The organism is Streptomyces sp. NPDC012769 (genome assembly GCF_042901205.1).
Taxonomy (GTDB): domain Bacteria; phylum Actinomycetota; class Actinomycetes; order Streptomycetales; family Streptomycetaceae; genus Streptomyces.
This window is the reverse complement of record NZ_JBIBCP010000004.1, coordinates 61,086-85,243: the sequence shown is the minus strand read 5'-3', so window position 1 is coordinate 85,243 and position 24,158 is coordinate 61,086. Positions and strand designations below refer to the sequence as shown.

The window sequence follows — 24,158 nt, the reverse complement described above, 5'->3', positions numbered from 1 at the left end:
TACGGAACATCTCTTAGGCGTCCTCGTCGAAGTAGGCGTCGAGCACCGCGTCCAGCCGTGACTCCCACTCACCGATGCGCGCCCTGGCCGGCGCCTCGATCTCGACCGGGTACCAGCGCCGGTCCGGGGTGTGCACGGTGACGGTGAACCGCTTGCCGAAACGGGAGGTCGCGGTCTCCACCGCGCCGATCTCGTCCCAGCGGAACTCGCAGTTCTCCTCGTCCAGGCCCAGACGTACGCCAGCGGCGTCGGCGACGATCCGGGCCCGCCGGTCGGCGGCCTCGAACACGGGGCCGCCGTCGGCGTGTCCGGAGTCCTCCCCGACCGGCGCGTCCTCGACGTCGATCCCGTCCTCGGCCTCGTCGACGGCCTCGTCCACGGCCTCGTCGTCGGCGTCCTCGACATCGGCGGGCTCGGCCGTCGGCGTCCTGTCCTCCGGTTCCGCCGGCCGCGGGCCCATGATGCCGGGCACGAACGCCGGGTCGGCCGCGGCCCCTTGCAGGGGCTGGATGCTGGGTTCTGTGCGCTGCTCCACGGCGGAAGTATGGACGACGGACCTGTGAGGAGCCCAGCCGCCCCCGCCACGAAACCGGGGATCAGCCCAGGACCGCCAGCGCGTCGATCTCGACGAGGAGGCCCTTGGGCAGGCCGACGTAGACCGTCGTACGGGCCGCGGCCGGGGCCTTGAGGCCCTGCTCCTCGAAGTAGGCGTCGTAGATCTCGTTCATCTCGGCGAAATGGTCGACGTCGGTGAGGTAGACGCGCATCATCATCACGTCGTCCCAGCCCGCGCCGCCCTCCTCCAGGATCGCCTTGACGTTGGCCAAGGTCTGGAGGGTCTGCTCGCGCAGGGTCGGGCCGGCCGGCGTCGGGGGCTGCCCCTCGACGGCGGGCAGGAAGCCGACCTGGCCGGCGACCTGGAGGATGTTGCCCTTCCGCACGCCGTGGGAGAACCTGGCGGGGGGTGCGGTGTGGGTGGCGGGGGTGAGGGCGATCTTCTCGGTCATGCGGGTCCTCGATCCTTACGCGTGTTTCGTCGGGGCGTTGCCTGAGTAGTCCCGGCTGATGTCGTCGGCGGTGCGCCGCACCAGCGGGAGGAGTGCGAGGAGTTCCTCGGCCGTGACGACCACGTTGGGCGCCGAGACCGACATGGCGGCGACGACCCGGCCGTCCGCGCCGCGGATCGGCGCGCCGACGCAGTTGATGGACTCCTCGTGGCCGCCGAGGTCGGTGGCCCAGCCCTGTTCGCGTACGGTCGCCAGCTCCTTGAGGAAGGCGGTGGCGTTCGGTGTCGAACGGGGTGTGTACGGGGGGTAGTCGAGCCTGGCGGCCAGCGCGCGCCGCTCGGGCTCGGGCAGGTCGGCGAGGAGCAGCTTGGCGACGGCGGCGACGGTGAGGGCGACCGGCTTGCCGATCCGCGAGTACATGCGGACCGGATAGCGGCTCTCGACCTTGTCGATGTAGAGGACCTCGCCCTCCTCGCGCACGGCGAGGTGGACGGTGTGGCCGATCCGCTCGTTCAGGGCGACGAGGTGGGGGTGGGCGATCTCGCGGACGTCGAGGTTCTCGACGGCTTCCTGCGCGAGGGCGAAGAGGCGGGCGCCGAGGCGGTAGCGCTGGTCCTGCTGGCGGTGGACGAGGCCGTGCTCGTGGAGGGTGCGCAGCAGCCGCAGGGCGGTGGACTTGTGGACGCCGAGCCGGTCGGCGACCTGGCCGAGGTCGGCGGGCCCCTGCGCGAGCAGCGGCAGGATGCTGAGCGCCCGGTCGACGGTCTGGCTCATGGCGTACGTACCTCCTGGTCCTCCCCGGTCCAGCCGGGGCCGAGGTGAAGTGTCCCCCAGGCCTCGTCGTCGGCGGCGGCCAGCCGGTCGGCGTGGGCGCGCCGGGGTGGCGCGGCGAGGTCTCCGGGCACGGTGAGCGCGGCCGCGGCCGTCAGATGCCCGTGCCGCGCCCGCGCCTTGGCGTCGAGCCCGCGCAGGGTCCCGGACAGGAACCCGGCGGCGAAGGCGTCCCCGGCGCCGACGGGGGCGACGACGGTGACGCGGGGGGCGGGGACGTGGGTGACGGTGTCGGGGACATGGGTGACGGTGTGGAGGACGTCGGTCACGGTGTCGGGGGCCGTGGCCGCGCGGCGCTCGAACACCACCGCGCCCTCCCCGCCCCGCTTCACCACCAGCACCGCCGGCTCCGGCAGCGCCGCCCGGATCGCCGCCGCACCGCCCGTCCCCCACGCCTCCTCCGCCTCGTCCTCCCCCACGAACACCACGTCCGCCCCGCGCGCCAGTTCCAGCAGCAGCCGGCCGCCCGCCGCCGGGTCGCGCCACAGCCGCGGCCGGTGGTTGACGTCGAAGGAGACGAGCGGGCGCCCGGGGCGGGGCCGGGTCAGCTCGCGCATCAGGGCGAGGCAGTCGTCGGACAGGGCGGCCGTGATCCCGGACAGGTGCAGGATCCGGCCACCCGAGACGCTCTCGTACGGCACGGTGGCGGGCGACATCGCCGACGCCGCCGAGCCGGCCCGGTGGTAGACGACCTCGTGGGCGTCGGTGGCCCGGTCGGTGGCGGTGCGGAAGTAGACGCCGGTCGGGCGGTCGGGGTCGCGGACGACGGCGGAGACATCGACCCCGTACGCCCCGATGGTCTCGATCAGGTGGTCGCCGAAGCCGTCGCGCCCGACCCTTCCCACCCACCGCACCCGATGCCCGGCGGCGGCGAGGGCGCAGGCGACGTTGGACTCGGCGCCGCCGATGGCGCGGTCGAAGGAGGGGACGTCGGCGAGGCGGCCCGGCCGGGTGGGCAGAAAGGTGACCATGGACTCGCCGAGGCACACGACGTCCACGGACGCGTGCGCGGGCGGGTTTCCGGTCACTGCGGGGGTCCTCGGCTTCGGTGCGGGGAAGGCGTGGGGTCCATTGACCCGGCGTCGGCCTGGATGTTAGACAGCCATGAGCGATATGCGCAACGGGTGTTGCATATACCGCAACGCCCTTGAGGAGGAGGACCCATGCCCCTGAACCCGGACCCGGATCCGGCCCCGGCCCCGGACCTGGCGAACGAGCGCGTCGACCACCGCTTCAAGGGCCTGCCGCCGGACGCCGAGGGCCTGACCGTCGGCGCGCTCGCCGCCCAGCGCCGCAACCTCTTCACCGGCGGCTTCACCACCCCCGTCCTCGCGCTCTCCGCCGAGTCCGTCGAGCACAACCTCCGCCTCCTGGAGACCTACGCCGAGCGCCACGGCCTCGCCTTCGCCCCGCACGGCAAGACCTCCATGGCCCCCCAGCTCTTCGACCGCCAGATCGAACACGGCGCCTGGGGCATCACCGCCGCCGTGCCCCACCAGGTCCGTGTCTACCGCGCCCACGGCATCGCCCGGATCTTCCTCGCCAACGAGCTCGTCGACGCCGTCGCCCTGCGCGGGCTCGCCGCCGACCTCGACGCCGACCCGGACTTCCGCTTCGTCTGCTACGTCGACTCCGTGCGCGGGGTCGAGCTGATGGACGAGGCCCTGCGCGCGGCGCGGGCCCGGCGCCCGGTGGACGTCGTCGTGGAGCTCGGCGCCGGCGACGGGGCCCGCACCGGCGCCCGTACGGAAGCCGACTGCGCCGCCGTCGCGGACGCCGTCGCCGCCGCCCGCACCCTCCGGCTCGTCGGCGTCGCCGGCTACGAGGGCGAGGTCCCCCGGGCCGACCCGGACCGGGTCCGCGCCTGGCTGCACCGGCTCACCGGGCTCGCCGCCGCCTTCGACAAGGACGGGCGCTTCGCCCCGGAGATCGGCGAGATCGTCGTCAGCGCGGGCGGCAGCGCCTGGTTCGACACGGTCGCCGAGGTCTTCGCCGAGATCCCCGCACTGTCCCTGCCCGTCCTGAAGCTGCTGCGCTCCGGCGCGTACGTGTCGCACGACAGCGGCCACTACCGCGACCTCTCGCCCTTCAACCGGGTCCCCGAAGAGGGCGCCCTGGAGCCCGCGTTCCGGCTCTGGGCGCAGGTCGTCTCCCGGCCGGCCCCCGACCAGGCCTTCACCAACGCGGGCAAGCGGGACGCCGCGTACGACCTCCGGCTGCCCGAGGCCCAGGTGGTCCGCGACGCCCGCACCGGCGAACTGCGGCCCGCCGACGGCATCACCGTCACCGGCCTGTCCGACCAGCACGGCTGGCTGCGGACCGAGGAGGGCGCCGATCTGGAGGTCGGCGACTGGCTCGGCATGGGCCTGTCGCACCCGTGCACCTCGTTCGACAAGTGGCAGCTGATCCCGCTCGTCGAGGCCGACGGCACCGTCGTCGACTACGTCCGCACCTTCTTCTAGCGTCAGCCGTCAACCGACAACCGTCAGGAGCCCGCCATGGATCTCGTCCTCCGTGACGCGGAGGTCGTCGACGGCACCGGCGCGCCCTCCTACCGCGCCGACGTCGCCCTCGCGGACGGCCGGATCGCCGCGATCGTCAAGGAGGGCGCGGCGGCCGGCTGCCAGCGGCCCACCGCCCGGCGCGTCGTCGACGCCGAGGGCCTCGCCCTGTCCCCCGGCTTCATCGACATGCACGCCCACAGCGACCTCGCGCTCCTGCGCGACCCGGACCACAGCGCGAAGGCCGCGCAGGGCGTCACCCTCGAAGTCCTGGGCCAGGACGGCCTGTCGTACGCGCCCGTCGACGACCGCACCCTCGACGAGGTCCGCCGGGCGATCACCGGCTGGAACGGCGGTGCGCCCGGGGACACGAGCGTCGACTTCGACTGGCGCACGGTCGGCGAGTACCTGGACCGGCTCGACCGGGGCGTCGCCGTCAACGCCGCCTACCTCGTCCCCCAGGGCACGGTCCGGATGCACGCCGTCGGCTGGGAGGACCGGCCCGCCACCGAGGCCGAGCTGAACCACATGCGGCGGCTGGTCGCCGAGGGCCTGGAGCAGGGCGCGGTCGGCATGTCCTCCGGGCTCACCTACACCCCCGGGATGTACGCCCCCGATGCCGAACTCACCGAGCTGTGCCGGGTGGTGGCGCGGTACGGCGGCTACTACTGCCCCCACCACCGCTCCTACGGGGCGGGCGCGCTGGAGGCGTACGAGGAGATGGTGCGGCTCACCCGGGACGCGGGCTGCGCCCTCCACCTCGCGCACGCCACCATGAACTTCGGCGTGAACGAGGGCCGGGCGCCGGAGCTCCTCGCCCTCCTCGACGAGGCCCTCGCCGGCGGCTCGGACATCAGCCTCGACACCTACCCCTACACGCCGGGCTGCACCACGCTCGTCGCCGTGCTGCCGAGCTGGGCCCACGAGGGCGGCCCCGAGGTGCTCCTGGCGCGGCTGCGCGACGACGCGACGGCGGAACGGATCCGCCACCACCTGGAGGAGGTCGGCTCGGACGGCTGCCACGGGGTGCCGGTCGAATGGGACACCCTCGAGGTCTCCGGCGTGACCGACCCGGCCCTGGCCGGCTTCGTCGGCCGCCGCCTGGCCGACTGGCCCACCGCCCGCCGTCTGCTGGTCGAGGACCGGCTCGGGTCGACGGTCCTCCAGCACGTCGGGCACGAGGAGAACGTGCGCGCGATCATGCGCCACCGGGTCCACACCGGCGGCTCCGACGGCATCCTCCAGGGCGCCAAGCCGCATCCGCGGGCGTACGGCACGTTTCCCGAATACCTCGGCCGCTATGTCCGCGAGGAGGGCGTGCTCTCCCTGGAGGAGTGCGTCGCCCACCTCACCGCCCGCCCCGCCGCGCGCCTCCGCCTCCCCGACCGCGGGCTCGTCCGCGAGGGCTACGTCGCCGACCTGGTCCTCTTCGACCCGGCGACGGTCGCGGCCGGTTCCACGTACGACTCCCCCCGCACGCTCCCGGTCGGCATCCCGCACGTGCTGGTCGACGGACGCTTCGTCATCGAGGACGGCCGGCGGACGGACGCCCTGCCGGGCCGCTCGGTGCGGCGCACGCCCCGGCCCTGACCACCCGTCCCTAGGGGGCGTCCGGAGCCGAATCCGCGCCGTGGGGGCGCGATGTCCCCGTGGTGCCGGCGGGCGCGAGGGCCCGCGGCGGATGCGCGGGCGCCGCCGCGGGCCATCGCTCCCGGCGCGCCCACAGCAGCCCTACCGCCAGCGCAAGCCCTGCCAGCGCGAAGCCGTACGCGGGGGTGTGCCCCGAGGGCGCCGTCTCGTACGTGAGGGCCGCGGACAGGACCGCGAGGAACTGCGCGGGCCGCGTGTGCCAGACGCCGGCCGCGGCGACGGTGGCGGTGCCCCACAGCAGGTACCACGGCTGGACCATCGGCGACAGCGCGACCAGGGCGAGGAGGGAGAGGCCGAGGGCAAGGACCGGGGAGAGGCGGCCCTGCCAGGCCCGCCGCCCGAGGAACGCGATCAGGACGAGCGCGGCGAGCAGGCCCAGCTTCTGGACCACGGCCTTCACCGGCTCCGGATCGTCCGCGACGAGCAGGCCGAGGCCGAGCCCGAGGTCGCTGGAGACGGAGAGCGCCGTGTGGATGGTGCCGGCCACGCTCTGGGTGCGCAGCCAGCCGAAGCCGGTGCCGGCGAGCAGCGTCGCCCCGGCGGCGACGGCGGCCGCGACCGCGCCGGGCAGGACGAGACCCCGCAGGAGGTTCCGTACGCCGCCGCCCCAACGGCGGGCGAGGAGGATCCCGACGAAGAGGAGCGCGACGGCGGCGGGCGACTTGACCATCGTCGCCAGCCCGATGACCGCGCTGCCGAGCACCCACCGGTCGCGGACCGCGAGCAGCACCCCGGTCAGCATGAGGCCGATCATGAGGCCGTCGTTGTGCATGCCGCCGACCACGTGGATGAGGAGGAGCGGGTTGAGCGCGGCGAGCCACAGCGCCCCGGCGCCGTGGACGCCGACCCGGCCCTCCCCGGCCTGGCTGCGCCCGGGCCCGGTCTCGCGGGCCAGGCCCAGGACCGCCCGGACGATCAGGGCGAGCGCGGCGAGGGCGAGCAGTCGCATGCCGAGGACGGCGGGGACGACCGCGCCGCCGGTGAGCTTGACGACCGCCTGGGCGAGGACGAGGAAGACGGGGCCGTAGGGGGCCGGGGTGTCCGTCCAGTGCCCGCCGACGCTGGCGGCGGCGTCGTGGCCGAGGTCGCCGGGGCCGAGGACGGAGGGCCCGGCCCCGTACACGTCGTGGCCTTCGAGGACCATGGCGCCCTGGGCGACGTAGCTGTAGACGTCGGCGCTGTGGAGCGGCGGGGCGAGCAGCAGCGGGCCCGCCCACCAGCCGAGGGTCACCAGGACCCGGTCACGGGCTCCGGCGGCGAGCTGCCGCCCGTACTGCCACCAGGCGGCGAGCAGCAGGGTCAGGCCGAGGTACGCGAGGACCGCGCCGGCGACCGTGAGGGCGGAGCCGTGCGGCTGCCACAGGCCCTGCCCGCCGCGCACGGGAAGCGTTCCGGCGGCCCAGCCGCCGGCGGCGACGGCGAGCGATCCGGCCGCGCCGAGCCACCGGCAGCCGGCGGTGCTGAAAACCCACATGACGGGACAACCTATCCTGCGGCCCGGCCGGGCCACCTCGGCTTCCCCCCAGGGCCGCCGCCTCCCCCTTCCCGTATGGCCTACCCCTCCCGTATGGCCTACCTCGGCTTCTTCGTGACGCCGGGGGCGGAGCCCGACTTCCCCGGGTGCTGGGCGGAGCCGGTGGCTCCGGTGGTCCCGGTGGACGGGGTTCCGGAAGGGGTGGCGCCGGAGGGTCCGGTGGTGGCGGTGGGGGTGGGGGTGACCTGGGCGGTGGGCGAGCCGCTCGCCGAACGGGACGGGTCGACCACGGCGGACGTCGGGGTTCCGTCGTCCGCCCCGTCCCCGGCTCCGGCCTCGGGCCGGATCAGGGCGGGCATGCCCGGGTGCCCGTCGTCGACGGCCGGCGCGCGGCCGGCCGGTCCGGAGTCGAGGGCCGTGACGGCGGCGAGGACGCCGACCACCACGACGGCCCCGCTCCCGATCATCCAGAGCGGGCCGGGACCCCGGCGCTTCGTGGCGTGACGGCGCCGTCTCGGGGGCTCGGCGCCCCCCGTTTCGTACTGGCTCACGAGGCGTGATTGTAGGGAGCACGACAGCGCCGGAGCGACGCGGGTCACAGTCCGGAGTGCCGGACGGGTGCCCGACGTGTCCCAAAACACGAAGCGCGACACCCGCCACCGCCGTAAGCTCTCGTCATGCAGGTGATCCAGTCCACGAAGCTCGCCAACGTCTGTTACGAAATCCGGGGCCCGGTGCTCGAAGAGGCGATGCGGCTGGAAGCTGCGGGTCACCGCATCCTCAAGCTCAACACCGGCAACCCGGCCGCCTTCGGCTTCGAGTGCCCGCCGGCCATCCTCGAGGACATGCTGCGCAACCTCGCCGAGGCGCACGGCTACGGCGACGCCAAGGGCCTGCTGTCCGCCCGGCGCGCGGTGATGAGCCACTACGAGACCAAGGGCATCCCCCTTTCGGTCGAGGACATCTACCTCGGCAACGGGGTGTCCGAGCTGATCCAGATGTCGATGCAGGCGCTGCTCGACGACGGCGACGAGGTGCTCGTCCCGGCTCCCGACTATCCGCTGTGGACGGCGTCGGTGTCGCTGGCTGGCGGTACGGCGGTGCACTACCGCTGCGACGAGCAGTCGGACTGGATGCCGGACCTGGCCGACATCGAGCGGAAGATCACCGATCGGACCAAGGCGATCGTGATCATCAATCCGAACAACCCGACCGGCGCCGTCTACGACGACGAGATGCTGCGGAGCCTGACGGAGATCGCCCGCCGCCACAACCTGGTCGTCTGCTCGGACGAGATCTACGACAAGATCCTCTACGACGGCGCCACGCACACCCCGACCGCCGCGATCGCCCCCGACCTGCTGGTGCTGACCTTCAACGGGATGAGCAAGAACTACCGGGTGGCGGGCTTCCGCTCCGGCTGGCTCGCGGTCTGCGGCCCGAAGGCGCACGCCTCCTCGTACATCGAGGGGCTGACGATCCTCGCCAACATGCGGCTGTGCGCCAACATGCCGGCCCAGCACGCGGTGGCCGCGGCCCTGCAGGGGCGGCAGTCGATCGAGGACCTGGTGCTGCCGGGCGGACGGCTCCTGGAGCAGCGCGACACGGCGTACGAGCTGCTGACGCGGATCCCGGGCGTGACGTGCGTGAAGCCGAAGGGCGCGCTGTACCTGTTCCCGCGGCTCGACCCGAGCGTGTACAAGATCAAGGACGACCGGCAGATGGTCCTGGACCTGCTGCGGGCCGAGAAGATCATGGTGGTGCACGGGACGGGCTTCAACTGGCACGAGCCGGACCACTTCCGGATCGTGACGCTGCCGAACGCCACGGACCTGGCGGACGCGGTGACCCGGATCGGGAACTTCCTGGACGGTTACAGCCAGCACTGAGCGCCGGGCGCTGCGCCGGACGCCCCCGAGCGTCCACGTTTCTCGACGCAGCTCAACTTTAGATTGAATCTAAGCTAGGATGTCTCCAGAGCTACCGTTGGAGGCCATCCCCATGTACGAACCGATCCGTACGAAGTCGGTCCACCGGATGGCCGACGACGACCAGAACGGCTACCCGCACCGCTCCCGCGAGGAGGAGCTGGACATCCAGCTCGCCGGCCACCTGGCCGCCCTGCTCGCGGTCACCGACGAGCTCGGTGACACCGAGGCGGGCGAGCTCATCGCCCGCCAGGTGGCCCGGCTCCGTGGCGCGCCGCCGGCCCGCCACGCGGGCCTGAGCGGCTCCGCCCCCGAAGCGCTGCACCGCAGGGCCCACGCCCTGGCCGGCCGCGCCCTGGTCGTCGCCGCCTCCCGGGCCGACACGGCCGCCGCGATCCTCGCCGCCGAGCGCATGGACGCGCACACCGCGGCGCTCGCCGGGGAATCCCTGGTCGCCGCCCCCTGACGGCCCCGGTCCGCGCGGCCACGACCCCGCGCGGACCGGGCGCCACCCACCCCCTCAGGCCCTCCCGACCGCCGCAGGCCCGGTTTACGCACCCGGCCGGGGGGTGGCGGTCGCCGTGGGCCCGGCGGAACCGGCCGACCCGGTCGGCTCCGTCGACGTGAAGTCGGCGTCGTACACGACGCACCGCGGCTTCCCGGCCCCGCTCCCGTTGCCGCCCCCGCCCTCGTACGCCTTCGCGCCCACGACCACCGTCCGCCCGGTCGCCCCGCGCGCGAGGTCCTCGACCACCCCGACGCCCTGCCCGACGGCTTTCTCCCGCTCGTCCTGGAACTCCACGGTCACCGTGTACGTGCCCCTGCGGGACGCCTGGCTAGTGATCGACAACTCGGCCACCGGCCGCTTCGACACCGGGTCCAGGGCGCAGCGCGCCACCGTCACGTCCTGCGACGGGAAGCGCAGGTTCTCGTGGTTCTTCCCGACGGCCCACATATACGCCACGATGCCGCCGACCGGCACCAGCACCACCAGCGCCCCCACCACCCACAGCACCGCGGCCGCCCCACGCGACATCCGCCCACCCCCGCCTCGACGGCCGCCCACGGTACACCTCGCTCCGGTTCCCTACCGGGATCGTCGCTTCACCGCCCGTACACCCAACTCCCCCTGGAATGTGGGTTTCCGCGAGCACGCTGCCCGCGTGAGACGCATCCTGGGAATCGTCCTCGCCGTCCTGCTCCTCGGCGGCGTGGCCGCCGCCCTCGTGGTGGGCGGCGACAAGGGCGACAACGGCACGGCAACGAAGACCGTGCGAGGAGTGATCGGGTCGGAGAAGGCGGAGTTCTTCGCCGACCCGGCGGTGGTGGCGGCCCTGGCGGCCAAGGGCCTCACCGTACGGACGGACACCTCCGGGTCCTGGGACATGGAGGAACTGCCCCTGACCGGCTACGACTTCGCGTTCCCGTCCGCCAAGGCGCCCGCCGACGAGCTCAAGGCCAAGGCAAAAGTCACCACGGCCCCGCTGCGGCCCTTCTACTCGCCGCTCGTGGTGGTCGCGCACAGCTCCGCCGCCACGGTCCTCGCGGACAACGGGCTCGCCGCGCTCGGCCCCGGCGGCCGCACCGGCAGCCTGCGGATGGAGGCCTACCTCGACGCCGCCCGCGCCGACCGCAGCTGGCAACAGCTCAAGGGAGCCGCCGCCCACGCCGAGCTGCGCGGCACCCTCTTCATCACCTCGACCGACCCCGTCGCGTCCAACTCGGGCGCCCTGTACCTCGCCGCGGCGAGCTATGTCGCCGACGGCGGCCGGGTGGCCGGCGACAAGGCGGCCGTGGACCGCACCGCGCCGCTGCTGCGCAAGCTCATCCAGGTGCAGGGCGCCCAGCAGTCCGGCTCGGACGCGCCGTTCCGTGACTTCGTCAGCGGCGTCGGCAACCCGCTGGTCCTGGTCTACGAGTCACAGGTCGCCGCCCAGCTCCTCGCCGGCACGGACATGGGCGACCTGGTCGTCCTCTACCCGGACACCACCGTCAACAGCGACCACACCCTCGTCCCGCTCACCGACGCCGGCCGCACCCTCGGCGAACTCCTTTCCACGGATACCGAGTTGCGCAAGCTCGCGGTCCGGCACGGATTCCGCCCCCAGGGCGCGGCGGCCGAGTTCACCGCCGCCACCGCCGGACACACCGGCTACCTCAACCAGACGCTCACCGGTGTCCGGCAGGCGCCCGTGCCCACCTCCGCGGTGCTGCACGCGATGGCGCTGCGGGCCCGCGACCAGGGGGACACCGCATGACCACACCGGCACACGACGCCACACACGGGACACCGCCCGGCGCGGAGACCCCGCTCGTCCTCACCCCGCCGGATCCCGTCCCGCCGGTGCGCGCCGAGCAGGCCACCGGTCTGGTGCCGCTGGACGAGTCCGTCGTCGCGGAGATGTCCCGCCGGGCCGCCGAGTACGTCGGCTCGCTGTCCGGACTCGACCCGCGCTCACCGGAGTTCGCGGGCCGGATCGGCGAGATCGCCGCGCTGGGCGCGGGCGAGATGCGGGCCGCCGCCCAGCAGTCCAACCGGATGCTGGACCGCACCGTCCGCTCGCTCGGGCAGGGCGGCGGCGACGCCCAGGTCGGGGTCGGCTCCTCGCTCGTCGAGCTCCGCCGCACCGTCGAGGACCTGGACCCGCGCGACACCCCCGGCAAGGGGGCCCGCCGGCTGCTCGCCCGGCTGCCCGGCGGCAACCGGTTCCGCGACCACGTCGCGAAGTACGCCTCCTCCCAGGCCACCCTGAACAGGATCGTCGGCTCCCTGCGCGGCGGCCAGGACGAGCTGCGGCGCGACAACGCGGCGCTGGGGACCGAGCGGGCCCGGCTGTGGGAGACCATGGGCAGGCTCCAGGAGTACGTGGTGCTCACCCAGGCGCTCGACGCGGCCGTCGAGGAGCGCATCGCCCGCACCCCGGACCCCGGCGAGGCGGACGCGCTGCGGGCCGACGTCCTCTTCCCGGTCCGCCAGAAACACCAGGACCTGCTGACCCAACTGGCCGTCTGCGCCCAGGGATATCTGGCGATGGACGTGGTCAGGCGCAACAACGACGAGCTGATCAAGGGCGTGGACCGGGCGGCGACGACGACCCTGTCGGCGCTGCGGATCGCCGTGATGCTCGCCTCGGCCCTGGAGAACCAGCGGAAGGTGACCGAGCAGGTGAACGTCCTGCGGTCCACGACGGAGGACCTGATCCGGGGCAACGCCGAGATGCTGGCCGGGCAGGCTGGCGAGATCCAGCGGATCGCGGCGGATCCGGCGGTCGGCGCGGAGACGCTCCGCACCGCGTTCCAGCAGATCTACCGGACCCTCGACGCCATCGACACGTACAGGGCGGGGGCGACGGAGGCGATGGCGGCGACGGTGGAGTCCCTGACGGCCGGACTCCAGGAGGCCAACGCCCACCTGGAGCGCAGCCGCCGCACGAGCGCGCTGGAGGGTGGTGCCCCCGCATGACACTCCGCCCCCGCCCTCCCCACCCCCGTACGGGACTCCGCTCCCGCACGGGACTCCGCTCCCGCTCCCGGCTCCTCGCCGCTCTGGCCCTCGCCCTCCTGGTCACCGCCACCGCCGGCTCCTGCTCCGGTGACCACACCGGCCGTGCCGAGCAGGACGACACCAAGGCCGTGCCCGGCACGCTCCGGGTCCTCGCCTCCTCAGAGCTGGCGGACATGGCCCCGGTCCTGGACGCGGCCCGGCTGAAGACCGGTGTCTCGGTGCGGCCCACGTACGTCGGGACCCTGGAGGCCGTCGAGCGGATCGCCTCCGGAAAGGCCGACGGCGCCTACGACGCCGTGTGGCTCTCCTCCAACGACTATCTGCGGCTCCGCCCCGACACCGCCCGCCGGATCACCGGCGAGACCCCGGTCATGACCTCCCCGGTCGCCCTCGGCGTCCGGCCCGCCGTCGTCACCCGGCTGGGCTGGGACCCGGCGAAGGTCACCTGGTCGCAGGTGCACGGAGCCGTCGCCGCCGGCCGGCTCACGTACGGGATGACGGACCCCAAGCGGTCCAACTCCGGTCTCTCCGCGCTGGTCTCGGTCGCCTCGGGGCTCTCCGGCGCCCAGGCCGCGCTGACCCAGGACGACGTCCGGGCGGCCACGCCGAAGCTCAAGGAGTTCTTCACCGGACAGAAGCTCACCTCGGGCTCCTCCGGCTGGCTGGCCACCGCCTACCAGCGGCGCACCGACGTCGACGCGCTGATCAACTACGAGTCGGTGCTGCTCTCCTCCTCGACCGGGCTGACGGTGATCCGGCCGACCGACGGTGTGGTCACCGCCGACTATCCGCTGACCCTGCTCACCTCGGCGCGCCCGGAGGCGAAGGACGCGGCCCGGAGGCTCGCCGAGCACCTGCGCACCCCCGAGGTCCAGCGCCGGATCACCGACTCCACGCTCCGCCGCCCGGTGGTCGCCGGCGTCGATCCGGCCCCGGGGCTCGCGCGGGACCAGCGCCGCGAACTGCCGTTCCCCGGCAGCCGGGCCGTCGCGGACGGGCTGCTCGACGCGTACGACAACACCCTGCGCAGGCCCTCCCGCACGGTCTACGTCCTCGACACCTCGGGTTCCATGGCCGGGGAGCGTCTGGACCGGCTCAGGTCGGCGCTCGCGGAGCTGACCGGCGACTTCCGGGACCGCGAGCAGGTGACGCTGATGCCGTTCGGCTCGTCGGTGAAGACCGGCGAGGTCCGGACGCACACGGTCGATCCCGCCTCGCCCCGGGCGGCCCTCGACGCGATCCGGGCCGACGCGCGGGGGCTCACGGCCTCCGGGGGCACGGCGATCTACTCCAGCCTGCAGGAGGCGTACCGTTTCCTCGGCTCGCCGTCCGGTTCCTCGCCGTCCGGTTCCCCGCCGCCCGGGGACGCGTTCACCTCGATCGTGCTGATGACGGACGGCGAGAACACCGACGGCGCCCGGGCCGCCGACTTCGACGCCTTCTACCGGGCCCTGCCCGCCGAGCGGCAGCGCACCCCCGTCTTCCCCGTCCTGTTCGGGGACTCGGACCGCGGCGAGCTGGACCACATCGCGCATCTCACCGGCGGCCGGCTCTTCGACGCGACCAAGGGCTCCCTGGACGGGGCCTTCGAGGAGATCCGTGGCTATCAGTAACCCGACGGTGCTGCGCGCCCTGCGCTGTGCGCTGCGGTACGTGGAGTCCCGCAAGAACCTCGCGGGCTGCGCCTGCGGCCTGGTCGGGGTGGTGCTCACGCTGACCGGTGCGGCGGGCGTGCTGTGGCCGCTGGTGGTGGCGGGCCTGTACGCGGCGGGCGCGCTGATCGCCCCGCCCGAGCGTCCGTCCGCGCCGGAGTTCCCGGAGCCGGCCGACCAGCTCGACGCGCTGCGCGCGGACCTGGTGACGCTGCGCGGCTATCTCGCCGAGGTGGAGCTGCCGCCGGCCGCGCGCGGCCGGCTGACGGAGCTGGACGCGCTGGTGGCGGCGCTGCTCGAACCGGGCTGGGTGAGCGACCCGGAGCATGTGCGGGTGCTGGCCCGTGCGGTGCGGCAGGACATCCCGGAGTCCGTCGACGCGTATCTACGGACGCGGTGGTGGACCCGCGTGGTGCCGGGCGGGGAGTCGCCGGAGCGCCATCTGGAGCGGCAGTTGGAGGCGCTGCGCACGGAGGCGGCCGCGATCGCGGCCGCGCTGCAGGACGCGGAGGCCCTGCGGCAGCAGACGCACACCCGCTATCTGGAGGAACGAGGCCACTGAGCCGGCCTCAGGGACGCGGAGGGCGCCGGACGTGCGCCGGCCCCCGGAGCCGTGAGGGGGCTCCGGGGGCCGGATGCGTCGTGGCGGGCCGTCGTGACCCCAGCTGGTCAGGGCGGAAATCGGGGCAACCCGCCACGAGTCACGGGGGGACTAGCCGAGGCGCTCCACGAGGGCGCGGTACTCGTCCCACAGTTCCTTCGGGGTGTGCTCGCCGAAGGTCTCCAGGTGCGCGGGGACCAGGGCGGCCTCCTCGCGCCAGACGTCCTTGTCGACGGTGAGCAGCAGGTCGAGGTCGGCCTCGGGCAGCTCCAGACCGTCGAGGTCCAGGGCCTCCTTGGTCGGCAGCACGCCGATGGGGGTCTCGACGCCGTCGGCCTTGCCGTCGAGGCGGTCGACGATCCACTTCAGGACGCGGCTGTTCTCGCCGAAGCCGGGCCAGACGAACGCGCCCTCGTCGTTCTTGCGGAACCAGTTGACGTAGTAGATCTTCGGGAGCTTGGCCTGGTCGGCGCCCTGCCCGATCTTGATCCAGTGCGCCATGTAGTCGCCCATGTTGTAGCCGCAGAACGGCAGCATGGCGAAGGGGTCGCGGCGCAGCTCGCCGACCTTGCCCTCGGCGGCGGCGGTCTTCTCGGAGGCCACGTTGGCGCCGAGGAAGACGCCGTGCTGCCAGTCGAAGGACTCGGTGACCAGCGGGACGGCGGAGGCGCGGCGGCCGCCGAAGAGGATGGCCGAGATCGGCACGCCCTTCGGGTCCTCCCACTCGGGCGCGATGATCGGGCACTGCGAGGCGGGAACGGTGAAACGGGCGTTGGGGTGGGCGGCCGGCGTCTCGGACGCGGGCGTCCAGTCGTTGCCCTTCCAGTCGGTGAGGTGCGCCGGGGCGTCCTCGGTCATGCCCTCCCACCACACGTCGTTGTCGTCGGTGAGCGCGACGTTGGTGAAGACGGCGTTGCCCCACAGGGTCTTCATGGCGTTGGCGTTGGTGTGCTCGCCGGTGCCGGGCGCGACGCCGAAGAAGCCGGCCTCGGGGTTGATCGCGTAGAGGCGGCCGTCCTCGCCGAAGCGCATCCAGGCGATGTCGTCGCCGATGGTCTCGACCGTCCAGCCGGAGATCGTGGGCTCCAGCATGGCGAGGTTGGTCTTGCCGCAGGCGGACGGGAAGGCGGCGGCGACGTACTTGGACTCGCCCTGCGGCGGGGTGAGCTTGAGGATGAGCATGTGCTCGGCGAGCCAGCCCTCGTCACGGGCCATGACGGAGGCGATGCGCAGGGCGTAGCACTTCTTGCCGAGCAGGGCGTTGCCGCCGTAGCCGGAGCCGTACGACCAGATCTCGCGGGTCTCGGGGAAGTGCGAGATGTACTTGGTGGAGTTGCAGGGCCACGGCACGTCCTCCTGGCCCCCCTCCAGAGGGGCGCCGAGGGTGTGGACGGCCTTGACGAAGAAGCCGTCGGTGCCGAGCTCGTCGAGGACGGCCTGTCCCATGCGGGTCATGGTGCGCATGGAGACGGCGACGTAGGCGGAGTCGGTGATCTCGACGCCGATGGCGGAGAGCGGGGAGCCGACCGGGCCCATGCAGAAGGGCACGACGTACATCGTGCGGCCCTTCATGGAGCCGCGGAAGATGCCCTTCTCGCCCGCGAAGATCTCCTTCATCTCCGCCGGGGCCTTCCAGTGGTTGGTCGGGCCCGCGTCCTCCTCCTTCTCGGAGCAGATGAAGGTCCGGTCCTCGACGCGCGCGACGTCGGTCGGGTCGGAGGCGGCGTAGTACGAGTTCGGGCGCAGGGTCGGGTCGAGCTTCTTGAAGGTCCCCTTGGCGACGAGCTCCTCGCACAGGCGCTCGTACTCGGCCTCGGACCCGTCGCACCAGACGACACGGTCGGGCTGGGTGATCTCGGCGATCTCGTTGACCCAGGAGACGAGCTCCCGGTGCTGGGTGGGGACGGTGGAGGGAGCCGCGTTGTCGCGCGCCACGATTGCTCCTTGTAGAGGGGTTTTTTAGATGTATGCCCCTTGGGGGCTGCGACCCGGATGCGTCGTAGGCGCTCATCCGGTGCCGACCGCACTCATTTGATCATCCGATGGTAGCGCCCATATGTCCAGAGGGCCTCACACGTGAGCATCGCCACTCATCGCCACTCATATCCGCTCCTTACGATGACCTCGGTACCATGCGGGGCCATGACTGCAGCCACGCCGGACCTCATCACCGCGGAACAGCGCCCGGCGCTGCCGATCCCTCTCAAACCGCGACTCAGAGGCTGGCTGCACGCCGGAATGTTCCCCGCGGTGATCGTCGCGGGGATCGTTCTGGTCGCCCTCGCCGAGTCGCCCAGGGCCCGGATCGCCTGCGGCGTCTACGCCCTCACCGCCTGCCTGCTGTTCGGCATCAGCGCCCTGTACCACCGGGGCGACTGGGGCCCGCGCGGCGAGGCCGTGCTGCGGCGCCTCGACCACGCCAACATCTTCCTGATCATCGCGGGCACCTATACCCCGCTGACCCTGCTCCTGCTCCCGGACTCCACCGGCCGGCCGCTCATGTGGGCGGTCTGGGTCGCGGCCGCGGCCGGCATCGCCTTCCGGGTCTTCTGGGTCGGCGCCCCTCGCTGGCTGTACACGCCCTGCTACATCGCGATGGGCTGGGCCGCCGTCTTCTTCCTGCCCGACTTCATGCGGACCGGCGGCATCGCCGTGCTCGTCCTCGTGATCGTCGGCGGTCTGCTCTACAGCGCGGGCGGGGTCATCTACGGCATCAAGCGCCCCAACCCCTCACCCCGCTGGTTCGGCTTCCACGAGGTCTTCCACTCCCTCACCCTCGCCGCCTTCATCGCGCATTACGTCGGCATCTCCCTGGTGGCCTACCAGCACGCCTGACCAGGCCCGCCCGACTGCCTGACCGGGCCCGCCCTGTCTGACCAGGCACAATGACGGCCATGGCCGCCGACACGCCCTCCGCATCGCCCCGCCCCTCGCTGCGCGAGCGCAAGAAGCTCAAGACCCGCGCCGCGATCCGGAAGGCCACCTACCGGCTCGCGGCCGAGCAGGGCTGGGAGGCCGCCACCGTCGAGCGGATCGCCGCGGCGGCCGAGGTCTCCGCCTCCACCGTCCTGCGCTACTTCCCCGTCAAGGAGGACATCCTCCTCACCGACGACCAGGACGAGCTCCTGGTCGACCGGCTGCGCGCCCGCCCCGCCGGCGAGGACCCGCTCGACTCGCTGCGGGCCGTCGTCCTCGACGCGGTGACCGCCGCCCTCGACCGCGAGCCGGAGGAGACCCGGCTGCGCGCCCGCCTCATGGTGGAGATCCCCGCCGTCCGCGCCCGGCTCACCGAGACCACCGCCGAGACCGGCCGGCTGCTCTCCGGCGCCGTCGCCGAGCGCACCGGCCGCGCCCCCGACGACCTGGAGGTACGGGTCTTCACCGCCGCCGTCCTCGGCGCCCTGCGCGAGGCCACCGTCTTCTGGGCCGAACGCGGCCGGGGCGACGACCTCGTCGCCCTCCTCGACCGGACCGTCGACACCCTCAAGACCGGCCTGACGCGCTCCCCGCGCCGAGCGCGCCCCTGACCACCTCGCCGGACACCGGGTTGTCCGCACACGCCCACACCCCGTGCGGGCAGTAGTCCGTGAAGGTCTGGTACACCGGCCGGTGCCGCGCGAACCAGTCGAGCATCCCCCGTACGTACGCCGGGTTGTCCCCGTTGCGGAACAGCCCCCACTCCGGGAACGACACCGGCTTGCCGTGCGCCGCGGCGAACCGGGCGTGGAAGGCGAGACCGTACGGCTCGGTCACCTGCTCCTCGAAGGAGAGCCCCTCGGGCTGGTCGTAGGCGTCGAGGCCGACGATGTCCACGACGTCGTCGCCCGGGTAGCAGCGCGGCCAGGCGACGGCGTCCGTCCCGCGGCTCGGCGTGAAGTCGAAGCGGAAGCGCTGTCCCGGCACCTCCCGCAGCACCGACACCACCCGCCGCCAGTACGCCTTCCAGCGCTCCGGGTCCGGGCCGCAGCGATGGGCGTACGTCGTGCCGTTCATCTCCCAGCCGAGGACGAGGACCGCCTCGGCGAGCCGGTGCTCCACCAGACGCTCCCCCAGGGTCCGGAAATGCCGGTCGAACTCCCCGGCCGCACCGCGCCGCAGACCCGCCCGCACCTCCGCGTCGCCGAGCCCCTCCTCGTTGCGGTCCAGCAACGGCACGTTCAGGACGAACAGCCGCCCCGGCCGCTCCTCCTTCCACCGCGCCCACGGCTCGAACAGCGCCGGATGCCCCTCGATGTTGGACCAGCGGTCGCCCGGCAGATAGGTGTGCCCGACCGTCAGCGGCGCCCCGCCCAGCCACTTCTCCACCTCCGCGATCCGGCGCACCCCGGCCGCGTCGGAGCCGGTGAAGAAGCCCGCCGGCACGTCCGCCGGCACGTCCGCCGGCACCTCCGGCGGAGGCACCGGCTCCGGCTGCGTCCCCGGCGGCGCGAGCCGCTCCCCGGTGTGCCGCTCACCCGGGGCGAGCCCCTCGTACGGCAGCAGGAACGCGAGGACGGCCGCGAGCAGCACGGCCAGTGCCACCCGCGGCCAGGAGAGGAGGAGGCGCACGTCAGCTGGTCCAGAACTCCCACCAGCGGGTCAGGATCAACATGCCGATGATCCCGATGTGCAGCACCGGCAGCGCGAAGGTGAAGTCGCCCAGGAAGCCCTTCACGGCGGCGGGCGCGGGCAGCACCCCGCCCCGCACGTTGTGCGCGGTGACGTACCAGAACATGGTGATCGTGGCGCACCAGGCCAGACAGCACCACAGACACAGCGAGTTGATCTCGTACAGCGACTGCTGCATCAGCCAGGTGCAGAAGCCCACGCCGAACAGCATCCCGGCGTTGAGCCCGAGCCAGAACCATCCCCGGTAGCGGGCGCCGGCCAGCAGGCCGACGCCCACCGCGACGACGGCGGCGTACGTGACGAGACCGAGCATCGGGTTCGGGAAGCCGAACACGGCCGCCTGCTCGCTCTTCATGATGTTGCCGCAGGAGACGACCGGGTTCAGGCTGCACCCCGGCTGGAAGCCAGGGTCCTCGGCCAGCTTGATCTTGTCGATCGTGATGACCCAGCCGGCCAGCACACCGGCCGCGCCCGTCACGACGAGCATCCAGGCGAAGGCCCGGCTCGCGCCGATCCCCGCTCCGCCCGCGTGGCCCGCTTCCCGCCGCTGCTGCCGGCCCGGCACCCCGTCCCGCACGTTGACCGCCGTCATGAGGTCGCCCCCTGTCCGCTCAGCCCTGGATCCGGCTCACCGGCACGGCGATGTGGGCCGCGTTCTTCACGACCTCCTCGGAGGTGATGAAGGCCTGCAGACGGTCCTCGGGGACCGGCACGCCCGGCTGCCCGTCCGGCCACGGCACGACCGGGACCATCAGGATGACGTGCCCGTTCTCGTAGGCCGCCGCCTGCCACTCCGCCGACACCGGGCACTGCGCGTTGGTGAACGGCAGCGTCAGCACGGCCCGCTCCGCCTCGACGAGCAGATGCGCGCCGATCCCCCGGTCCTGGCCGGCGTCGACGACGGTGCCGCCGATCGGCACGCCCATGCCCTCCAGGGTCTGCCGGAGCTCCGCCTCGCCGGCCTCGGGGCCGTGCAGACCGTCCCCGATCGAATACACCATCAGAAAGGGGGTGGCGGGCATGTCGTCGGTGGGCCCGAGGATCCACGAGATGGCGGTGAGCGTTCCCATCGAATGGGCGCTGTGGGCCAGGGACGCGGCGTTGGAAGTGGTCATGAACCCGGATGCTAGGGGACGAACACGGACCACCCTTCACCGAATTCACTCATTCGGCCGACATTCCGTCCCGTGGCATTTCCGGCGCAACGAACCGGCGTTTCCCTCGTTGTGCCCATAGGGCATCCGTCGACGACAGGAGATCGCTCATGATCGTCCCGCGCCGCGTGGCGTTGCGATCCCTTTTCGCACTGGCCGTGACCGCCTTCACCGGCGGCGCCCTGGCCCGGATCGCCGGCGCGCCGGAGTCCGGACGCGAGACCCCCGACGACCCGTCCGCCTTCGACGAGATGTACGGCGGCCGCCACATCCAGGGCCGTACGGGACCGTCCGGCGCGCCCGTGGTCCTCGTCGACGGCCGGCCGCTGCACCTGATGCGCTGCGCCGACGGCGGCTACGTCAGCCCGCTCGACCACTACGAGTCGTGTCCCACGCCGCTGGCCGCCACCCGCGCGGCCGTGGACGCGGCGGGGTCCGCCCCGCTCACCCGCCACGCCGCCGCCCACGGCGTCCGTCCGGGAGGGAGCCCCCGTGGCGTACACGCGTAAGAACCAGCGCGATCTGACGAGCGCCGAACGGAAGCGTTTCGTCTCGGCCGTCCTCGAGCTCAAGCGGACGGGGAAGTACGACGACTTCGTCCGCACCCACATCGACTACTACGTCGCCGACGGCGAGGGCAAACTGCGGGTGGCACACATGTGCCCGAGCTTCCTGCCCTGGCACCGCAAGTTCCTGCTGGAGTTCGAGCGGGCGCTGCGGGCGGTCGACCCGTCGGTGACCGTGCCGTACTGGGACTGGACCAGGGACAACACCCCGGCCGCCTCCCTGTGGAGCGAGGACTTCCTCGGCGGCAACGGCCGGCGCGGCGACCTCCAGGTCATGACCGGCCCCTTCGCCTACGCGAGCGGCCGGTGGACCGTGCGGCACGGCATGACCGAACAGCGCTTCCTGAGCCGGGACTTCGGCCGCCCGAACAATCCGATCACGTTGCCGACGGCCACGCAGGTGGAAGAGGTGCTGCGGGAGCGGGTCTACGACGCGTCGCCCTGGAACTCGACCAGCGGCTCCGGCTTCCGCAACCGGCTGGAGGGCTGGGCCCAGGGCACGGGCAACGACCGGTTCCGGCTGCACAACCGGGTGCACCGCTGGGTCGGCGGCCTGATGCTGGGCGGCGCATCGGTCAACGACCCGGTGTTCTGGCTGCACCACGCCTTCGTCGACCTGCTGTGGTCGCGCTGGCAGGCCCGGAACCCGGGCGCTGGCTATCTGCCGAAGGATCCGCCGCCGCTGGGCGACCCGCAGTACCGCAAGGTGGCCGCGCTGCACGAGCGGATGGGTCCGTGGAACGTGACGCCGGCGGAGCTGCTCGACCACAGCACGATCTACCGGTACGGCTGAGGGCGCGCTCGTCCCAGGACGCTCGCGCGAGTGGGCTCGCACGACAGCGTCCCCCCGGCCCGCGTGGGCCGGGGGGACGCTTCGTCCTGGCGGGGAGGCGGGGGTCAGCCGCCGTAGCCGCCGTCACGGTTGTGGTCGCCGCCACCGTCGACGTTCGCGCACTGGTTGCCGAAGGCCGGGTTGATCAGGCCGATGACGTTGACGGTGTTGCCGCAGAGGTTGATCGGCACGTGGACCGGGACCTGCACGACGTTGCCGGAGCCGACACCGGGCGAGTGGGCGGCGACGGCCTCGGCGCCCGAGTCGGCGACGGCCATGCCGGCTCCGCTGAGGGCAACGGCACCGGTGCCGGCGATGACAGCGGCAGCCTTCGCGATGCGAGACATCAGGAACTCCTTGAACGTGGAAAGCGACCGCGAGAATCACGGCCACGTATGCCCTTCAACGGCGAAACGGCATACAAGTCACGGCCGTTGCGCCGAACGGGAATGAAGCGAACGGAAGAACGGAGGAACGCGGGTACGAAAGGACGGAAGGGGGGAAGGAATGACCCGCGGACCACCACCCACCCGCCGCCGGATACGACGGAGCAGGCGGTGATCCGTGAGCCGCGGCCATGCGACAAGCCTTCCGGTGCAACGAGCCATGGTCCCTCGGGTGGCGGGAAGAATCGTGTCTTCACCCGCCGGGTCATCGGTCGTACAAAAAGACCGTCGCAGGAAGGACCCGTCGGTCCTAGGACGGCGCGAGGCCCAGCTGGGGGTCGAGGGCCCCGTTCAGCGCGGGGGTGAGGACGCCGACCTGCGGGACGCCGAGTTCCGGCAGGCCGAGAGGCGCGCCGTGGGGGTCGGCCACCGGGTTGCCGACCGTCGCGCCGGGGGTGACGGCCTTCATCTCGGAGCGCGGGCTGGTGAGCGCGGCGGTGCCGGGCTCGCTGTCCCTGAGGACCTCGGGCAGCGGAGCCGCCACGTCGGTCTCCGAGAGGGTGCTGCTGAGCGGGATACGGGGCAGGGTGAGGTCCGGCAGGCCGCCGACACCCTCGTGGAAGCCGGTGGGGGCACCGGGGATGGGGGTGGGGACACCCGTGGCCACCGAGGGGGCGTCCATCGGGAGCACCGGCTCGAGGCCCTGCAGGGGAACGATGACGGGCGCGTCGGCGGTGGCGGGCGTCGCCAGGGCGGCGGAGGCGAAGGCGGCGGCGAGGAGGCCCAGGCCGGCGTGAGATCGCAGATTCATGTCCTGCAAACGAGTTGCGGGGGTGTTTCGTGACGGGATTCCCCTGAGTGCAGCAACACTCGGGCCCCCACCGGTGAGGGTGGGGGCCCGGATTGACGTCGCGTCAGCGAAGTGTGTCAGTGCCGGCCGCGGACCAGTCGCCCGCCGCGCAGGTACATCACGCCGCCGCCGACGAGGAGCGCGGCGCTGATCGCGGCGGCTCCCATGAGGGCGGCGGAGTCGCCGCCGGTGTCGGGGAGGTGGGGGTGCTCACCGGGGTGGGTGGGGTTGCCGGGCGGGTTGGTGCCGCCGGGCGGGGTCGTGCCCCCGGGAGGAGTGGTGCTGCCGGGCGGGGTGGTGCCTCCGGGGCCCTCACAGCCGGGTCCGTTCTCACCCTCGTCGCACTCTCCCGGCTCGTCCGGCTGGGTGGGCGGGGTGGTCGATCCCGGCGGCGTCGTCGACCCGGGCGGGGTGGACGACCCCGGCGGAGTCGTCGGGTGGTCCGGCTCGCAGTCCGGACCCGACTCGCCCTCCTCGCACTCCCCCGGCTCGTCCGGCTGGGTGGGCGGGGTCGACGACCCGGGCGGGGTGGACGACCCCGGCGGAGTCGTCGGGTGGTCCGGCTCGCAGTCCGGACCCGACTCGCCCTCCTCGCACTCCCCCGGCTCGTCCG

The 24,158-nt window shown here is 73.1% G+C and carries 26 protein-coding genes; 12 read left to right on the top strand and 14 right to left on the bottom strand.

Annotated features, from left to right (window positions below):
* Positions 1–13: 13 nt before the first annotated feature.
* From ACFY7C_RS21675 to ACFY7C_RS21660, 4 genes are all read right to left on the bottom strand, one after another.
* Positions 14–535, bottom strand: a complete 522-nt coding sequence (locus ACFY7C_RS21675; protein WP_389653027.1) for a hypothetical protein — start codon at positions 533–535, stop codon at positions 14–16.
* Between the two features lie 61 nt (positions 536–596).
* Positions 597–1,007 carry a RidA family protein gene (locus ACFY7C_RS21670; protein WP_389653024.1) on the bottom strand — a complete coding sequence of 137 codons (411 nt, stop codon included), beginning with the start codon at positions 1,005–1,007 and terminating at the stop codon, positions 597–599.
* A 15-nt stretch (positions 1,008–1,022) separates the two neighbouring features.
* Positions 1,023–1,781 carry an IclR family transcriptional regulator gene (locus tag ACFY7C_RS21665; RefSeq protein WP_389653021.1) on the bottom strand — a complete coding sequence of 253 codons (759 nt, stop codon included), beginning with the start codon at positions 1,779–1,781 and terminating at the stop codon, positions 1,023–1,025.
* Complete coding sequence (locus ACFY7C_RS21660) at positions 1,778–2,809, bottom strand: sugar kinase (RefSeq protein ID WP_389654448.1); 1,032 nt, start codon at positions 2,807–2,809, stop codon at positions 1,778–1,780. Before ACFY7C_RS21660 ends, ACFY7C_RS21665 begins: the two co-directional genes overlap by 4 nt.
* A gap of 192 nt (positions 2,810–3,001) precedes the next feature.
* Here ACFY7C_RS21660 and ACFY7C_RS21655 point away from each other — a divergent pair, with 192 nt between their 5' ends.
* On the top strand, positions 3,002–4,300 hold the full coding sequence (locus ACFY7C_RS21655; RefSeq protein WP_389653018.1) for an alanine racemase: 1,299 nt from the start codon (positions 3,002–3,004) through the stop codon (positions 4,298–4,300).
* 36 nt (positions 4,301–4,336) lie between these two features.
* Entirely contained in the window at positions 4,337–5,929 is a 1,593-nt protein-coding gene (locus ACFY7C_RS21650; RefSeq protein ID WP_389653015.1) for an amidohydrolase family protein, read from the top strand.
* Between the two features lie 10 nt (positions 5,930–5,939).
* Here the strand turns inward: ACFY7C_RS21650 and mptB are convergent, their stop codons facing one another.
* Both mptB and ACFY7C_RS21640 read right to left on the bottom strand, forming a co-directional pair.
* On the bottom strand, positions 5,940–7,463 hold the full coding sequence (gene mptB / locus ACFY7C_RS21645; protein WP_389653012.1) for a polyprenol phosphomannose-dependent alpha 1,6 mannosyltransferase MptB: 1,524 nt from the start codon (positions 7,461–7,463) through the stop codon (positions 5,940–5,942).
* Between the two features lie 98 nt (positions 7,464–7,561).
* Positions 7,562–8,014, bottom strand: a complete 453-nt coding sequence (locus ACFY7C_RS21640) for a hypothetical protein (RefSeq protein WP_389653009.1) — start codon at positions 8,012–8,014, stop codon at positions 7,562–7,564.
* A gap of 126 nt (positions 8,015–8,140) precedes the next feature.
* Between ACFY7C_RS21640 and ACFY7C_RS21635 the strand changes: the two genes are divergently transcribed.
* The gene (locus ACFY7C_RS21635) at positions 8,141–9,352 is read left to right on the top strand and encodes a pyridoxal phosphate-dependent aminotransferase (RefSeq protein WP_389653006.1); all 1,212 of its coding nucleotides are present in this window, start codon (positions 8,141–8,143) and stop codon (positions 9,350–9,352) included.
* A gap of 112 nt (positions 9,353–9,464) precedes the next feature.
* The gene (locus ACFY7C_RS21630) at positions 9,465–9,857 is read left to right on the top strand and encodes a hypothetical protein (RefSeq protein ID WP_389653003.1); all 393 of its coding nucleotides are present in this window, start codon (positions 9,465–9,467) and stop codon (positions 9,855–9,857) included.
* Positions 9,858–9,941: 84 nt separating this feature from the next.
* On the opposite strand, the gene ACFY7C_RS21625 is transcribed toward ACFY7C_RS21630, so the two are convergent.
* Positions 9,942–10,427 (bottom strand): hypothetical protein, encoded by a 486-nt coding sequence (locus tag ACFY7C_RS21625; RefSeq protein WP_389653000.1) that lies wholly within the window; start codon positions 10,425–10,427, stop codon positions 9,942–9,944.
* 100 nt (positions 10,428–10,527) lie between these two features.
* Here ACFY7C_RS21625 and ACFY7C_RS21620 point away from each other — a divergent pair, with 100 nt between their 5' ends.
* The 4 genes from ACFY7C_RS21620 to ACFY7C_RS21605 are packed head-to-tail and all read left to right on the top strand — an operon-like array spanning position 10,528 to position 15,110.
* Complete coding sequence (locus ACFY7C_RS21620; RefSeq protein WP_389652997.1) at positions 10,528–11,649, top strand: hypothetical protein; 1,122 nt, start codon at positions 10,528–10,530, stop codon at positions 11,647–11,649.
* Positions 11,646–12,854: a toxic anion resistance protein gene (locus ACFY7C_RS21615; protein ID WP_389652994.1), complete on the top strand. Its 1,209-nt coding sequence runs from the start codon at positions 11,646–11,648 to the stop codon at positions 12,852–12,854. The genes ACFY7C_RS21620 and ACFY7C_RS21615 overlap by 4 nt, the downstream gene beginning before the upstream one ends.
* Positions 12,851–14,509, top strand: a complete 1,659-nt coding sequence (locus ACFY7C_RS21610) for a substrate-binding domain-containing protein (RefSeq protein WP_389652992.1) — start codon at positions 12,851–12,853, stop codon at positions 14,507–14,509. The genes ACFY7C_RS21615 and ACFY7C_RS21610 overlap by 4 nt, the downstream gene beginning before the upstream one ends.
* Positions 14,496–15,110 (top strand): hypothetical protein, encoded by a 615-nt coding sequence (locus ACFY7C_RS21605; protein ID WP_389652990.1) that lies wholly within the window; start codon positions 14,496–14,498, stop codon positions 15,108–15,110. Before ACFY7C_RS21610 ends, ACFY7C_RS21605 begins: the two co-directional genes overlap by 14 nt.
* Before the next feature lie 150 nt (positions 15,111–15,260).
* Here ACFY7C_RS21605 and ACFY7C_RS21600 read toward each other — a convergent pair whose 3' ends face one another.
* On the bottom strand, positions 15,261–17,084 hold the full coding sequence (locus tag ACFY7C_RS21600) for a phosphoenolpyruvate carboxykinase (GTP) (protein WP_389652987.1): 1,824 nt from the start codon (positions 17,082–17,084) through the stop codon (positions 15,261–15,263).
* A gap of 207 nt (positions 17,085–17,291) precedes the next feature.
* Here ACFY7C_RS21600 and ACFY7C_RS21595 point away from each other — a divergent pair, with 207 nt between their 5' ends.
* Both ACFY7C_RS21595 and ACFY7C_RS21590 read left to right on the top strand, forming a co-directional pair.
* Positions 17,292–17,984, top strand: coding sequence for a hemolysin III family protein (locus tag ACFY7C_RS21595; RefSeq protein WP_389652984.1), 693 nt, complete (start codon positions 17,292–17,294; stop codon positions 17,982–17,984).
* A gap of 50 nt (positions 17,985–18,034) precedes the next feature.
* Positions 18,035–18,676: a TetR family transcriptional regulator gene (locus ACFY7C_RS21590; RefSeq protein ID WP_389652982.1), complete on the top strand. Its 642-nt coding sequence runs from the start codon at positions 18,035–18,037 to the stop codon at positions 18,674–18,676.
* On the opposite strand, the gene ACFY7C_RS21585 is transcribed toward ACFY7C_RS21590, so the two are convergent.
* Genes ACFY7C_RS21585 through ACFY7C_RS21575 form a run of 3 tightly spaced genes read right to left on the bottom strand, consistent with a single transcriptional unit; the run spans position 18,633 to position 20,872 of the window.
* On the bottom strand, positions 18,633–19,697 hold the full coding sequence (locus ACFY7C_RS21585; protein WP_389652980.1) for a glycoside hydrolase family 26 protein: 1,065 nt from the start codon (positions 19,695–19,697) through the stop codon (positions 18,633–18,635). The two genes, ACFY7C_RS21590 and ACFY7C_RS21585, sit on opposite strands and share 44 nt — an antisense overlap.
* A gap of 1 nt (position 19,698) precedes the next feature.
* The gene (locus tag ACFY7C_RS21580) at positions 19,699–20,349 is read right to left on the bottom strand and encodes a vitamin K epoxide reductase family protein (RefSeq protein WP_389652978.1); all 651 of its coding nucleotides are present in this window, start codon (positions 20,347–20,349) and stop codon (positions 19,699–19,701) included.
* A 19-nt stretch (positions 20,350–20,368) separates the two neighbouring features.
* Positions 20,369–20,872, bottom strand: coding sequence for a DUF5949 family protein (locus tag ACFY7C_RS21575; RefSeq protein WP_389652975.1), 504 nt, complete (start codon positions 20,870–20,872; stop codon positions 20,369–20,371).
* 149 nt (positions 20,873–21,021) lie between these two features.
* Between ACFY7C_RS21575 and ACFY7C_RS21570 the strand changes: the two genes are divergently transcribed.
* Both ACFY7C_RS21570 and ACFY7C_RS21565 read left to right on the top strand, forming a co-directional pair.
* Positions 21,022–21,420, top strand: a complete 399-nt coding sequence (locus tag ACFY7C_RS21570) for a tyrosinase family oxidase copper chaperone (RefSeq protein ID WP_389652973.1) — start codon at positions 21,022–21,024, stop codon at positions 21,418–21,420.
* A complete protein-coding gene (locus ACFY7C_RS21565) occupies positions 21,404–22,270 on the top strand; it encodes a tyrosinase family protein (RefSeq protein WP_389652971.1) in 867 nt (288 codons plus the stop codon). Before ACFY7C_RS21570 ends, ACFY7C_RS21565 begins: the two co-directional genes overlap by 17 nt.
* Before the next feature lie 104 nt (positions 22,271–22,374).
* Here the strand turns inward: ACFY7C_RS21565 and ACFY7C_RS21560 are convergent, their stop codons facing one another.
* The 3 genes from ACFY7C_RS21560 to ACFY7C_RS21550 all read right to left on the bottom strand — a co-directional run.
* Entirely contained in the window at positions 22,375–22,656 is a 282-nt protein-coding gene (locus ACFY7C_RS21560; protein WP_389652969.1) for a chaplin, read from the bottom strand.
* A gap of 349 nt (positions 22,657–23,005) precedes the next feature.
* Positions 23,006–23,506, bottom strand: coding sequence for a hypothetical protein (locus ACFY7C_RS21555; RefSeq protein WP_389652967.1), 501 nt, complete (start codon positions 23,504–23,506; stop codon positions 23,006–23,008).
* Between the two features lie 116 nt (positions 23,507–23,622).
* Positions 23,623–24,158, bottom strand: a 536-nt coding sequence (locus ACFY7C_RS21550) for an LPXTG cell wall anchor domain-containing protein (RefSeq protein WP_389652965.1), incomplete at its 5' end; no start/stop codon positions are given.

What these genes read in the sequence shown, in the direction of transcription:
- ACFY7C_RS21635 (WP_389653006.1), top strand. Translation starts at nt 8,141, where the DNA reads ATGCAGGTGATCCAGTCCACGAAGCTCGCCAACGTCTGTTACGAAATC.
- ACFY7C_RS21665 (WP_389653021.1), bottom strand. Translation starts at nt 1,781, where the DNA reads ATGAGCCAGACCGTCGACCGGGCGCTCAGCATCCTGCCGCTGCTCGCG.
- ACFY7C_RS21650 (WP_389653015.1), top strand. Translation starts at nt 4,337, where the DNA reads ATGGATCTCGTCCTCCGTGACGCGGAGGTCGTCGACGGCACCGGCGCG.
- ACFY7C_RS21575 (WP_389652975.1), bottom strand. Translation starts at nt 20,872, where the DNA reads ATGACCACTTCCAACGCCGCGTCCCTGGCCCACAGCGCCCATTCGATG.
- ACFY7C_RS21560 (WP_389652969.1), bottom strand. Translation starts at nt 22,656, where the DNA reads ATGTCTCGCATCGCGAAGGCTGCCGCTGTCATCGCCGGCACCGGTGCC.
- ACFY7C_RS21660 (WP_389654448.1), bottom strand. Translation starts at nt 2,809, where the DNA reads ATGGTCACCTTTCTGCCCACCCGGCCGGGCCGCCTCGCCGACGTCCCC.
- ACFY7C_RS21595 (WP_389652984.1), top strand. Translation starts at nt 17,292, where the DNA reads ATGACTGCAGCCACGCCGGACCTCATCACCGCGGAACAGCGCCCGGCG.
- ACFY7C_RS21570 (WP_389652973.1), top strand. Translation starts at nt 21,022, where the DNA reads ATGATCGTCCCGCGCCGCGTGGCGTTGCGATCCCTTTTCGCACTGGCC.
- ACFY7C_RS21555 (WP_389652967.1), bottom strand. Translation starts at nt 23,506, where the DNA reads ATGAATCTGCGATCTCACGCCGGCCTGGGCCTCCTCGCCGCCGCCTTC.
- ACFY7C_RS21670 (WP_389653024.1), bottom strand. Translation starts at nt 1,007, where the DNA reads ATGACCGAGAAGATCGCCCTCACCCCCGCCACCCACACCGCACCCCCC.
- ACFY7C_RS21590 (WP_389652982.1), top strand. Translation starts at nt 18,035, where the DNA reads ATGACGGCCATGGCCGCCGACACGCCCTCCGCATCGCCCCGCCCCTCG.
- ACFY7C_RS21580 (WP_389652978.1), bottom strand. Translation starts at nt 20,349, where the DNA reads ATGACGGCGGTCAACGTGCGGGACGGGGTGCCGGGCCGGCAGCAGCGG.
- ACFY7C_RS21610 (WP_389652992.1), top strand. Translation starts at nt 12,851, where the DNA reads ATGACACTCCGCCCCCGCCCTCCCCACCCCCGTACGGGACTCCGCTCC.
- ACFY7C_RS21630 (WP_389653003.1), top strand. Translation starts at nt 9,465, where the DNA reads ATGTACGAACCGATCCGTACGAAGTCGGTCCACCGGATGGCCGACGAC.
- ACFY7C_RS21625 (WP_389653000.1), bottom strand. Translation starts at nt 10,427, where the DNA reads ATGTCGCGTGGGGCGGCCGCGGTGCTGTGGGTGGTGGGGGCGCTGGTG.
- ACFY7C_RS21655 (WP_389653018.1), top strand. Translation starts at nt 3,002, where the DNA reads ATGCCCCTGAACCCGGACCCGGATCCGGCCCCGGCCCCGGACCTGGCG.
- ACFY7C_RS21615 (WP_389652994.1), top strand. Translation starts at nt 11,646, where the DNA reads ATGACCACACCGGCACACGACGCCACACACGGGACACCGCCCGGCGCG.
- mptB (WP_389653012.1), bottom strand. Translation starts at nt 7,463, where the DNA reads ATGTGGGTTTTCAGCACCGCCGGCTGCCGGTGGCTCGGCGCGGCCGGA.